Source organism: Sphingomonas sp. (assembly GCF_031426035.1).
In the GTDB taxonomy this organism is placed as follows: domain Bacteria; phylum Pseudomonadota; class Alphaproteobacteria; order Sphingomonadales; family Sphingomonadaceae; genus Sphingomicrobium.
Genome location: NZ_JANPKO010000158.1, coordinates 1 through 11,154, shown reverse-complemented (window position 1 = coordinate 11,154; position 11,154 = coordinate 1). Strand labels below are relative to the sequence as shown.

The window sequence follows — 11,154 nt, the reverse complement described above, 5'->3', positions numbered from 1 at the left end:
CGCGCTCTCGCGGCCCGAGCCGGGGCCCTTGACCTCGACCTCGAGGGTGCGGACGCCATGCTCGACCGCCTTCTTGCCGGCATCCTCGGCGGCGACCTGTGCCGCGTACGGGGTCGACTTGCGCGAGCCCTTGAAGCCCATCGTCCCGGCCGAGCTCCACGCGATGGCATTGCCCTGCGCGTCGGTGATCGTGATCATGGTATTGTTGAAGCTGGCGTTCACATGCGCGACGCCGGCGGTGATGTTCTTGCGCTCCCGCCGACGAAGGCGCTGGGGTGCTTGAGCCATGTTCTTGTCCTAATCCTGAAACCTGTGTCCGCTCATCCTGAGGAGCGGCTGAGCGAAGTCGAAGACGCGTCTCGAAGGACGCTTACTTCTTCTTGCCGGCGATCGGCTTGGGCTTGCCCTTGCGGGTGCGCGCATTGGTATGCGTGCGCTGGCCGCGGACCGGCAGGCCCTTGCGATGCCTGAGGCCGCGGTAGCAGGCGAGGTCCATCAGCCGCTTGATGTTCATCGCGGTCTCGCGGCGCAGGTCGCCCTCGACCGTATGGTCGGCGTCGACGCTCTCGCGGATGTGCAGGACTTCCTGGTCGGTGAGGTCCTGGACGCGCTTGTCGGCGCCGATCCCGAGCTTCTCGGTGATCTGCTTGGCCTTGGTGCGGCCAATGCCGTGGATGTAGGTCAGCGCGATTTCGACGCGCTTGTTGGTCGGGATGTTGACGCCGGCGATGCGAGCCATTCTGTGTCCTTCTTTAGCTCCACGGGACGCGGCGGGCCGCTGTCCCATCTCTGCGCTAGGTGGGCCCGCTCCAAACGAAAAACCGACGCACGCACGAATGCGCCGCCGGAACCGGTGGATCGGGATGGATTGCAAATAGGATTCGCGGGCGCCGGAGTCAAGCGGTCGCGGCCGCCATTTGCCCAGCGGGACATGGGCGGATAGAGCCGCGCCACCATGCAGCGCCTGACCCTCGCCGATCCGATCGCCGCGACGCTGCCCGGCGCGGTCGTCGCCTTGGGCAATTTCGACGGCTTTCACTTGGGCCACCAGGCGGTGGTCAGCCGCGCCGTCGCGCGCGGCCATCACGAGCGCCGCCCGGTGATCGTCGCCACCTTCGACCCTCACCCGGTGCGCCACTTCAAGCCCGATTTGCCGCCGTTTCGCCTGACCAGCCTCGCCCAGCGGCAGGAATTGTTCGCCCACGCCGGGGCCGACGCCATGCTGGTGTTCGCATTCGACGCCGCGCTCGCCGCGACCACCGCCGAGGATTTCGTCGCCGACCTGCTCGCGCGCCGCATCGGCGCCAGCGGGGTCGTCACCGGCGAGGATTTTACCTTCGGCAAGGGGCGCGGCGGCAATGCCGCGGTGCTGCGCGAGCTAGGCGCCGCCCACGGCATCGCCGCCGAGGCGGTGGCCCCGGTCGCGCTCGACGGCGAGGCGGTCTCCTCCAGCCGCATCCGCGACGCGCTGGCCGCCGGCGACCCCGCCACCGCGACCCATCTCCTGACCCGCCCGTTCGCGGTCGAGGGCGTGGTCGAGCGCGGCGACGCCCGCGGCCGCGACCTCGGCTACCCCACCGCCAACCTGCGCCTGGGCGACTACCAGCGCCCCGCCTACGGCATCTACGCAGTTACGGTCCGGCTCGACGACGGCCGCGAGCACCCCGGCGTCGCCAGCCTCGGCATCCGCCCGACCTTCCAGCCGCCGGTCGAATTGCTCGAGGCGCATTTGTTCGACTGGGACGGCGACCTCTACGGCCGCACTATCGAGGTGAGCTTGCACGCCTACATCCGCGCCGAAGAGAAGTTCGACGACCTTGCCATACTCACCGCGCGCATGCGCGAAGATGAAGCGGCGGCGCGGCGGTTGCTGGCGTGATGCTCCCCCGCTAGAGCGCCGCCTCAATGTCCGACGCTCCCCCAAAACCCGATTACCGCTCGACCGTGTTCCTGCCGCGCACCGACTTCCCGATGAAGGCCGGCCTGCCGCACAAGGAACCGGCGATCCTCGCGCGGTGGCTCGAGCAGGACATGTACGGCCAGGTCCGCGCCGCTCGCGCCGGCCGCGAAAAATTCATCCTCCACGACGGCCCGCCCTACGCCAACGGCGACATCCACATCGGCCATGCATTGAACCATATCCTTAAGGACATGGTGGTGCGCACCCAGACCCTGCTTGGGCGTGACGCGCCCTACGTGCCCGGGTGGGACTGCCACGGCCTGCCGATCGAATGGAAGGTCGAGGAGCAGTACCGCAAGAAGAAGCTCGACAAGGACCAGGTCCCGCTCCCCGAGTTCCGCGCCGAGTGCCGTGCTTACGCCCAGCATTGGGTCGATACCCAGCGCGAGCAGTTGAAGCGGCTCGGCATCGGCGGCGACTGGGACCATCCTTACCTGACGATGGATTTCGGCGCCGAGGCGACCATCGTGGCGGAGCTGATGAAGTTCGCCGAGAGCGGCCAGGTCTACCGCGGCGCCAAGCCGGTGATGTGGTCCCCGGTCGAAAAGACCGCGCTGGCCGAGGCCGAGATCGAATATGAGGACATCGTTTCCACGCAGATCGATGTCGCCTTCGAGATCGTCGAGAGCCCGATCCCCGAGCTGATCGGCGCCCACGCGGTGGTGTGGACGACGACTCCGTGGACGATCCCGGTCAACCAGGGAATCGCTTACGGGCCGGAGGTGGCGTACGTCCTAGCCGAATACCAATCCGGCATGACCGATAACGAGCCGCGACGCCGCATTCTGATCGCTAAGGAACTGCTCGGTCAGGTCGAAGAGCGTCTGATGGGCAGCATCACACAGGTTCGGAAGCTGGTGGGTTCCGACCTCGCCGGCACCGTCGCCCAACACCCGATGCACCACCTCGGCGGCTTCTTCGCCAAACTCCGCCCGTTCCTGCCCGGCGAGTTCGTCACGATCGACACCGGCACCGGGCTTGTCCACATGGCTCCGGACCACGGCGAGGACGATTTCGAGCTATGCAAATCGGTCGGCATCGAGCCGGTGTTCGCGGTCGAGGGCGACGGCAAGTATCGCGACGACTGGGCGTGGCTCGGCGGTCAGGGCTCAGTCATCAACAACAAGTTCAACGCACCCGACGGCCCGATCTGCTCCGACCTGCGCGAAGCCGGCGCCCTGCTCGCCGCCTCGGCCGACTACGCCCACAGTTACCCCCATTCGTGGCGCTCGAAGGCCAAGGTCATCTACCGCTGCACCCCGCAATGGTTCATCGCCATGGACCGCCCGCTAAGCGCCGAGCATTGCGCCAGCTTCGCCGAGCGGCGGTGGGAGAATGAGGGCGGCGCGCTGGCGCACGACACGCCAACCCTCCGCCAACTCGCCCTCAACGCCATCGCCGCTACCCGCTTCGTCCCCGACAAGGGCCGAAACCGCATCGGCTCGATGGTCGAGGGCCGCCCCGACTGGGTGATCAGCCGCCAGCGCGCGTGGGGCGTGCCGATCGCTTTGTTCGTCGAGCGCAAGTCGGGCGAGATGCTGGTCGATCCCGCGGTCAACCGCCGCATCGTCGACGCGGTCCGCGAGAAGGGCGTCGACGCCTGGTCCGACGAGCGCGCGGCCGAGTTCCTCGGACCCGATCGCGACCCCGCCGCCTACGAGCGCGTCACCGACATCCTCGACGTGTGGTTCGACAGCGGCTGCACCCATGTCTTCACCTTGGAAAGCGGACGCTGGCCCGACCAGCGCTGGCCCGCCGACCTCTATTTGGAAGGCTCGGACCAACACCGCGGCTGGTTCCAGTCGAGCCTGATGGAAAGCTGCGGCACCCGCGGGCGCGCCCCGTTCGACACCGTGCTCACCCACGGCTTCACGATGGACTCGAAGGGCATGAAAATGTCCAAGAGCCTCGGCAACACCATCAACCCGCTCGACCTGATGAAAGAGCATGGCGCCGACATTTTGCGATTGTGGGCGCTGTCGGTCGACAGTTCCGAAGACCACCGCATCGGCAAGGAAATTCTTGCTGGGGTCGCCGACCAGTACCGCAAGCTGCGCAACACTTTTCGTTATCTGCTCGGCGCGCTCGAAGGCTTCTCCGACGAGGAGCGCGTCGCCGACATCGCCGCGATGCCCGAGCTCGAGCGCTACATGCTGCACCTGCTGGCCGAGCTCGACGCCAAGCTGCGCACGGCGGTCGCCGACTTCGACTTCAACACCTACACCCGCGCGCTGGCCGATTTCGCCAACAACGATCTGTCCGCCTTCTACTTCGATATCCGCAAGGACTGCCTCTACTGCGACGCCCCCGCCGACCCCAAACGCCGCGCCTACCGCACCGTGCTCGACACCATGTTCCACGCTTTGGTCCGCTGGTGCGCCCCGGTGCTGGTATTCACCGCCGAGGAAGTGTGGGCCACCCGCTTCCCCGATGAAGGCTCGGTGCATCTGCTCGAATGGCCTGAGGTCGCGGACTCGACCGCCGACGACGGCAAATGGGAAAAGCTGCGCGCCCTGCGCACCCAGGTCACCGAGGCGATCGAGCCGCTGCGCCGCGACAAGGTCATCGGCTCGAGCCTCGAGGCCGAAGTCACCTTGCCGCAAGCCGACATCGCGCCCGACCTCGCCGAATTGTTCATCGTCTCGTCAGTCCGCCCCGGCGATGCACTAACCGTGACCAAGACCGACAAGAAGAAATGCGGGCGTTGCTGGCGGCTGCTGCCCGAAGTCGTCGAGGACGGCGACCTGTGCGACCGCTGTGAGGGAGTGGTGAATGCATAGCCGCGCGCTCGCCTACGCCGTGGCCGCGGCGATCTTTGTCGCCGACCAAATCACCAAATGGTGGGTTCTCGGGCCGCTCGACCTGCGCACGGTGCAGCAAATCGAGATTCTGCCGATCTTCAATTTCACCTACACCGAGAACCACGGGATTTCGCTCGGCCTGCTGACCGCGTCGACCGATACCGCTCGCTGGTTCCTGGTCGCCGCCACCGCCGCGATCGCGATCGGTGTCGCGGTGTGGATCTGGCGCGAAAAGCAGCGCGGCGACCAGCTCACGCTTGGCCTCATACTCGGCGGCGCCGCCGGCAATATTCTCGACCGCTCGACGCTGGGCTACGTGGTCGACTTCGCCGACCTGCATTTCGGCGGCTTCCGCCCGTTTTTGGTCTTCAATGTCGCCGACGCAGCGATTAGCATTGGCGTCGTCATCCTGCTACTGCGCGCCTTCTTCGCTCGCAACGAGCGGCCCGAGGAGAATATCGAACATGCGTAAGTCGGTTACCGCCATCGTCCTCCTCGCCGCGCTCGCGACCAGCGGCTGCGCGGGCCTGTTCGGCAAGCGCGCCGCGCCCGACGAATTCGCGGTCGCGCGCAATGCGCCGCTGGTGATCCCGCCCGACTTCACGCTCGCCCCGCCGGTCGCCGGCACCGCCGGCCTGAGCCCGACCGATGCCCAAACCCAGGCGATCGAGGCATTGTTCGGCGGCCCCGCCCCGCGCAGCCAGTCCGAGGTCAGCCTGCTCGAGCGGGCCGGCCGCGACCGCGCGCCGGTCGGCGTGCGCTCGACCGCCGGCGACCCCGACACCCGGGTGGTCGACAAGGGCGCGACGACCTCGGCGATCATTGCCGCCCCGGAGGGGGATGGCCAGGACGCGTCGGCGCAGGTTCCCCAGTAAGCGGGGCTCGAGGGGGAGACAAACAGCATATGGCCGAAGAAACGCTTTCCACCCGCCTGGTCGAGATCGAGTCCAAGCTCGAGCGCTCGCGGCGGCGCTTCGAGGAAGGCACCCGGCTGGTCGAGGAAGCGCACACCGCGCTGGCCGACGTCCAGCAGGCGCTGCTCGGCTCGCCCGCCAGCCTCACCGCGGAGGACAGCGAGGAAGCCTCGTCGCGGCTGCTGGAATCGTTGAAGGCGGCCGGCGGCGACATGCCGGCGACCCTGTGCGGCGGGCGCCTCGCGGTCGACCAGGTGCAGCGCCTGATCCGCATCGACGGCCACCCGATCGGAATCACCGAGATGGAATATCGCGTGCTCGAACTGCTCGCCTTCGCGCGCAACAACGTCGTCACGCGCTCGATGCTCTTGAAGCACCTCTACCGCCGCGCCGACGACCAGCCGCAGCCCAAGATCATCGACGTGTTCATCTCCAAGCTGCGTAAGAAATTGCGGATGGCGTCGAGCGGGGCCGAGTTCATCGAGACCATCCCCCAGCGCGGCTGGATCCTGCGCGATGTCGAGGGCGCCGCCGGGGCCAGCGCGACCGCCTGACGATTCACTAATTGTTGAGGGACTTGGCGCATCACCGCGCGATGATCCATTTCCTCCCCGAATCCGCGCCCGAGCCGGGACCGGTCCCGTATGCCGACGCCGTTGCTCGCCTCGCCGGGCTGCGTCAGGCGCTCCGGCTGGTCGATCCCGCGGCGGCCGCGCCCGAGCCGGCCGTGGAGCCGGCGCTGACCAGTCCCGCCGCGGCCCGCTGCTTCGAGGCGAAATCGCAGGAAATGATCGCCGCCGCCGCCGCCGGCATCGAGACCGTCCTGGCTTTGCGCGACGCGGGCCAGGAGCCCAACCACGCCGCGATGCGCCGCATCTCGGATGAAATTCGCGGCGGGCTGGTCGAGCTCGAGCAGCTGCTCCGGCGCTAGGCCGGGCCGGTTTCCTTCGGCGTCGCCGGGTCGGCGCCCCATTCGCTCCAGCTGCCGTCGTACAGCCGCGCGTCGCGGTTGCCGAGCCGATGCGCGGCGAAGATCAGCGAATTGGCGGTCACCCCCGAGCCGCACGACGCGACGAACGGCCGCTCCGGATCGACCCCCGCCGCCTCGAACGCGCGGCGGATCTCGCTTTCGCCCTTGAGCGTCCCGTCCTCGTCATACAGCGCGGCGAACGGCAGGTTGCGCGCGCCCGGGATGTGCCCCGCCGCGACCCCCGGCCGCGGATCGGGCTCGCTCCCTTCGAACCGCGCCCGCCCGCGCGCATCGAGGATCGGCGCCCCGACCCCGGCCAGGATCTGCGCCTTGTCGACCACCTCGTTGGCGCGCTCGGCCGCGTCGAACCGCGCCGCGCGCGCCGGCGGCTCGCCTGCCTCGGTCGGCCGTTCCGCGCGCAGCCAGGTCTGCATCCCCCCGTCGAGCACCGCGACCCGCTCGGCCCCGAAATGGCGCAGCATGAACCAGCCGCGCGCCGCGGTGCGCAGCGGCGAATTGTCGTACACCACCAGCCGGTCGCCGCGGCCGATCCCGAGCGCCGTCATCGCCCGCCCGAACTCCGCCGCGCTGGGCAGCATGTGCGGCGCCGGGTGCCGCTTGTCGCTGACCGCGTCGATGTCGAGGAAGCGCGCGCCGGGAATATGCGCGGCGAGATATTCGGCACGCGGGTCGCGCCCCGAGCCGGGCAGGAACGCGGTGCAATCGACCGCCACGACATCGCCCTGGCCGAGCATCGCGGCGAGCCATTCGGTGGTGACCAAGTCGTCCATCTCGTCCCTCCGTTCAGCGCGCCTCGAGCAACCCGAGCCGAGCGAGAGTCGCCAAATACTCCGCGACCTCCTCGACTGGAACCGCCCCGACCGTCGCGAGCAAATGCGCGCGGATTTCATCAACCGGCCGCTCGCCGTCGACCAGGTTGAGCGCTTCATAGCCAAAGCTGGGGACGCCGCGCCCCGCTTCCCGCGCCAGCAGCGCCGGCCGCGTCAGCCCGCTCCGCTCGAGCCGGTCGTCGAGCCACGAGAAACCGAACCCGTCCATCGGCCCCTTTGGCGTCGGTTTGCGGCGATAGACCAGCGCCCCCGGCCCCGCCGTCGCGCTGACCAGCGGCGCCGGCGCCGGATGCTCGGCGACCGGCCGCAGCCCGAACCGCGCCAGCGACTGCAGCGCGGCGAGCTCGGCCATCGCCCCGTGACGCGCGATCAGCGCCGCGTCGGCGGCCGGCATCACCGCGATCCGGCGCGCAGTCGCCCCGCGCCGGTCGTGAATCTCCGCCTGCATCGCCGCCTGCAGCGCGAACGCGTCGCGCTGGCCGAGGTTGGCCAAATACCAGCCCGACGCGGCGGCGATGAACACCGCCCGCTTGAGCTTGGTCGCGTCGAGATTCTCCGGAATATCGCGCTGGGTGTGGATGTAGCGGTCGGGCCAGTCGGACACGTAGATCACCGGGATGCGCCAGCTGCCCTCGGCCCACACCTGGTGGTCGCTGCCTTGCGAAAACCCGCCGATTTCCGCCTGCAGCGGGGTTTTGTCGCCTGCGGGATCGGTCAACGGCCACGCCGCCGTGCCCGTATCGGCGAACGCCAAGGACTGCGCATTGACCCACCGCGCGATGCTGAACCCGACATCGCCGACAAAACTCGGCAGGCTCGGCGGCGAGCCTTCGACGCGCAGGATCGACTTGGTCTTGGCGCTGTCGCCGCCGATCATGTCGAGGTGGATCGTCGCCAGCGTCCGCTTTGCAAACTCGGGCCGAGCGTTGAGCAGTGCGATGGTGCACTCGATCTCGCACGGCCAGATAAAGCGGATCGTGCGCTCGGGCTGAGGCAGGCGCCGTTCCGCGATCAGCCGGTTGAGGCCGCGCGCCGCCTCGAGGATCCCGGCGCACCCGCTGGCATTGTCGTTGGCGCCCGGCGAGGGATGGTCGAGGTGGCAAGAATAGACGATCTCTTGGCGGCGGTCGCGGCCCGGGATCACTGCCGTCGGGATCAGATAGTGCCCCGCCGAGCGCCCCGCCTCGACCGCCGCGCGCAGGTGCACGCTCTCGCCCTTGGCCAGCCGCGCCGCCCACCCGCGCGCTTGGCGCGGCGAAACCATGAACGCGAAGGCCGGATCCTTGAATGTGTCGAGGTGCCCCCAGCGGACCAGGCTCTCGTCCTCGCCCCACCACGCGGTCTGCTGGTTCTGCGCCCACGAAATGATCCCCGCCGCGCCATATTTGGTCACCGCCAGCCCGGCCATCGCCTCGGGCTGCGACGAAGTCAGCACGAGCTTCCCGCGCACGTCCTTGCCCGCGTAATCGCTGTCCGCGGTGCCCGCCCCGACATCGACCAGCTCGGCTTCGGCGCGGCCGCTGACGCTGTCCTGCGCGAGGCTGATCGGCTCGTGGGCCCACGACGCAACGCGCTCGGCATCGACCCATCGCGCGCCGGCGCCCCCCGCCGCCGCGCGCCGCTGCTCCGACAGTTTGGCATCGACCCACCGCGCGCCGTCGCCCCCCGCCACGTCGCGCCGCTGATCCCACAGCTCGGCGAACGACGCATTCCACGCCGGCCGCGACCGCTGGGTGCCATAGTATATACTACCGTCGGCCGGCAGCGCGATGATCTCCACCTCGGCCAGCCCATAGGATTTAAGCTTGTCGCGAATGATCTCGGCGGCGGCGCGATAGCCGCGCGACCCGCGCATCCGGTGGTGGAGCGACAGCGATTGCACGGTGCGCTTGGCCGCCGATCCCGAAATCTCCTGCGCCAGCGCGGCGGCATCGGCGGCCTGCAGCAACGGCGGATCGTCGGGCGCCGCCAAAGCCGGCGAGGCCATGAACAGGGTGGCCGCGGACAGCATCGCTAATTTCATCCCGACCGCTCCCTCGAACCCCGTTCACGACTGAATAGGCGGGCGGCGGCGGTGCTGCTAGAGGGCTGGCGATGGACCCCAAGCATCTCGGCAAGCCCAGCCCGCTGCCCGCCTCACCCGCCGAGGCGGCGCTCGATTACGTCCCCAACCCGCGCCCCGGCGCGCTGTATTTGGTGCGCTTCGCCGCGCCCGAGTTCACCTCATTGTGCCCGGTCACCGGCCAGCCCGATTTCGCCCATCTCGTGATCGACTATGCGCCGGCCGCGACGATCGTCGAATCGAAGAGCCTCAAGCTCTACCTCGCCTCGTTCCGCAACCATTGCGGGTTCCACGAAGACGTCACCGTCGGCATCGGCCAGCGGCTGGTCGAGGAAATGCAGCCGCAATGGCTGCGCATCGGCGGTTACTGGTACCCGCGCGGCGGCATCCCGATCGACGTCTTCTGGCAGTCGGGCTCGCCCCCCGAAGGGCTATGGCTGCCCGACCAGGGCGTCGCCGGCTACCGCGGCCGCGGCTAGCGCACCGCGGCGGGCGGCGGCTCCTCGACGTACGGCTCGTTGGCGAGCTTGTCGGCCGCCTCGCGCCGCGTCTTCATGTACAGCCAGGCGATCGAGCCGGCGAACACGACGAGGCCGATCGGCACCGCCCACGCGAATTCCTCGACCAGCGCCAGCGGCGCGTCGTTGTCGGTCGCGCCGACGATCGCCGCAAAGGCGACCCCGAACAGGCTCTCGCCGACGATCAGGCCGGTCGCCATCAGCACCCCCAGCCGCTCCGCGAAAGCGGGGTCGGCGGCCCGCTTGGCCCATTTGTTGTAGAGATATCCGATGAACGCGCCGACCGGGATCAGCAGGGTCAGCGACATCGGCAGATAGATCCCCATGCCGACCGCGAGCGGCGGCAGCGACCCGCGCTTCGACGCGCGTAGCAGCTCGTCGATGATCACCACCCCGACCCCGATCAGCCCGCCGAGCCCGATCAGGTTCCAGTCGAGGTTGCCGCCGAGCACGCCCTGCGCGATCGCCGAGATCAAGGCCGCCTGCGGCGCGGCGAGCGCGTTGGGGCCGGCACCCGGCGCGCCGACGAAGCCGAACGCGTCGTTCAAGATGGTCAGGATCGGCGGGATCACGAGGCTGCCGAAAATCACCCCGATGATCAACGCGACCTGCTGGCGCCACGGCGTCGCTCCGACCAATTGGCCGGTCTTCAAATCCTGCAAATTGTCGTTGGCGATGGTCGCGATGCCGAAGATCACCGCGGTCACGAACAGAGCGTAGGCGACCAGGCTCTGCGACGCGTCGACCCCGAGCTCGCGCCCGAAGATCGCGACCAGCACCAGCGAGATGCCGAGCACGGTCAGGATGCCGACCCCCGACACCGGGCTGTTCGACGCCCCGATCAGCCCCGCCATGTAGCCGGTGATCGCGGCGATGATCGCCCCGGCGATGAAGATGTACAGCAGGCTCAGCCCGATGGTCAGCGCGGGGGCGGCGGCGATCGGGCCCGACTGGGCGAAGGCCGAAAGCAATAATCCGATCGGGATCATCGAACCGAGGATCGTCACGCCGATGATTCCGATCGGGATGTCGCGCTCGGTCAGCGCCAGGCTGTCCTGCCCGCCCTTGGCCCGCGCCC

The 11,154-nt window shown here is 68.9% G+C and carries 12 protein-coding genes; 7 read left to right on the top strand and 5 right to left on the bottom strand.

Annotated features, from left to right (window positions below; all coding sequences use genetic code 11):
* Nucleotides 1–288 (bottom strand): 30S ribosomal protein S11 (rpsK, locus tag RMP08_RS11855; protein ID WP_310469208.1); only part of this gene is annotated, 288 nt, incomplete at its 3' end.
* Nucleotides 289–370: 82 nt separating this feature from the next.
* Entirely contained in the window at nt 371–739 is a 369-nt protein-coding gene (gene rpsM, locus RMP08_RS11850) for a 30S ribosomal protein S13 (protein ID WP_310469207.1), read from the bottom strand.
* A 216-nt stretch (nt 740–955) separates the two neighbouring features.
* Between rpsM and RMP08_RS11845 the strand changes: the two genes are divergently transcribed.
* Genes RMP08_RS11845 through RMP08_RS11820 form a run of 6 tightly spaced genes read left to right on the top strand, consistent with a single transcriptional unit; the run spans nt 956 to nt 6,606 of the window.
* Nucleotides 956–1,879 carry a bifunctional riboflavin kinase/FAD synthetase gene (locus RMP08_RS11845; RefSeq protein WP_310469206.1) on the top strand — a complete coding sequence of 308 codons (924 nt, stop codon included), beginning with the start codon at nt 956–958 and terminating at the stop codon, nt 1,877–1,879.
* Nucleotides 1,880–1,905: 26 nt separating this feature from the next.
* On the top strand, nt 1,906–4,740 hold the full coding sequence (gene ileS / locus RMP08_RS11840) for an isoleucine--tRNA ligase (RefSeq protein ID WP_310469205.1): 2,835 nt from the start codon (nt 1,906–1,908) through the stop codon (nt 4,738–4,740).
* Nucleotides 4,733–5,233: a signal peptidase II gene (lspA, locus tag RMP08_RS11835; RefSeq protein ID WP_310469204.1), complete on the top strand. Its 501-nt coding sequence runs from the start codon at nt 4,733–4,735 to the stop codon at nt 5,231–5,233. Before ileS ends, lspA begins: the two co-directional genes overlap by 8 nt.
* Nucleotides 5,226–5,636 carry a DUF3035 domain-containing protein gene (locus RMP08_RS11830; protein WP_310469203.1) on the top strand — a complete coding sequence of 137 codons (411 nt, stop codon included), beginning with the start codon at nt 5,226–5,228 and terminating at the stop codon, nt 5,634–5,636. Before lspA ends, RMP08_RS11830 begins: the two co-directional genes overlap by 8 nt.
* Before the next feature lie 29 nt (nt 5,637–5,665).
* Nucleotides 5,666–6,229: a winged helix-turn-helix domain-containing protein gene (locus tag RMP08_RS11825; RefSeq protein ID WP_310469202.1), complete on the top strand. Its 564-nt coding sequence runs from the start codon at nt 5,666–5,668 to the stop codon at nt 6,227–6,229.
* A gap of 23 nt (nt 6,230–6,252) precedes the next feature.
* Nucleotides 6,253–6,606 carry a hypothetical protein gene (locus tag RMP08_RS11820; protein ID WP_310469201.1) on the top strand — a complete coding sequence of 118 codons (354 nt, stop codon included), beginning with the start codon at nt 6,253–6,255 and terminating at the stop codon, nt 6,604–6,606.
* Here RMP08_RS11820 and sseA read toward each other — a convergent pair.
* A complete protein-coding gene (gene sseA, locus RMP08_RS11815; RefSeq protein WP_310469200.1) occupies nt 6,603–7,436 on the bottom strand; it encodes a 3-mercaptopyruvate sulfurtransferase in 834 nt (277 codons plus the stop codon). The genes RMP08_RS11820 and sseA overlap by 4 nt on opposite strands.
* Nucleotides 7,437–7,449: 13 nt before the next feature.
* Nucleotides 7,450–9,519 carry a M28 family peptidase gene (locus tag RMP08_RS11810; RefSeq protein ID WP_310469199.1) on the bottom strand — a complete coding sequence of 690 codons (2,070 nt, stop codon included), beginning with the start codon at nt 9,517–9,519 and terminating at the stop codon, nt 7,450–7,452.
* 71 nt (nt 9,520–9,590) lie between these two features.
* Between RMP08_RS11810 and queF the strand changes: the two genes are divergently transcribed.
* Nucleotides 9,591–10,037, top strand: coding sequence for a preQ(1) synthase (gene queF / locus RMP08_RS11805; RefSeq protein WP_310469198.1), 447 nt, complete (start codon nt 9,591–9,593; stop codon nt 10,035–10,037).
* Here the strand turns inward: queF and RMP08_RS11800 are convergent.
* A partial coding sequence (locus RMP08_RS11800; protein ID WP_310469197.1) for an OPT family oligopeptide transporter occupies nt 10,034–11,154 on the bottom strand: 1,121 nt, incomplete at its 5' end. The genes queF and RMP08_RS11800 overlap by 4 nt on opposite strands.

Bases quoted from the DNA above. Each gene is read 5' to 3' on its own strand.
- rpsM (WP_310469207.1), bottom strand. From the start codon at position 739: ATGGCTCGCATCGCCGGCGTCAACATCCCGACCAACAAGCGCGTCGAA.
- RMP08_RS11845 (WP_310469206.1), top strand. From the start codon at position 956: ATGCAGCGCCTGACCCTCGCCGATCCGATCGCCGCGACGCTGCCCGGC.
- ileS (WP_310469205.1), top strand. From the start codon at position 1,906: ATGTCCGACGCTCCCCCAAAACCCGATTACCGCTCGACCGTGTTCCTG.
- lspA (WP_310469204.1), top strand. From the start codon at position 4,733: ATGCATAGCCGCGCGCTCGCCTACGCCGTGGCCGCGGCGATCTTTGTC.
- RMP08_RS11830 (WP_310469203.1), top strand. From the start codon at position 5,226: ATGCGTAAGTCGGTTACCGCCATCGTCCTCCTCGCCGCGCTCGCGACC.
- RMP08_RS11825 (WP_310469202.1), top strand. From the start codon at position 5,666: ATGGCCGAAGAAACGCTTTCCACCCGCCTGGTCGAGATCGAGTCCAAG.
- sseA (WP_310469200.1), bottom strand. From the start codon at position 7,436: ATGGACGACTTGGTCACCACCGAATGGCTCGCCGCGATGCTCGGCCAG.
- RMP08_RS11810 (WP_310469199.1), bottom strand. From the start codon at position 9,519: ATGAAATTAGCGATGCTGTCCGCGGCCACCCTGTTCATGGCCTCGCCG.
- queF (WP_310469198.1), top strand. From the start codon at position 9,591: ATGGACCCCAAGCATCTCGGCAAGCCCAGCCCGCTGCCCGCCTCACCC.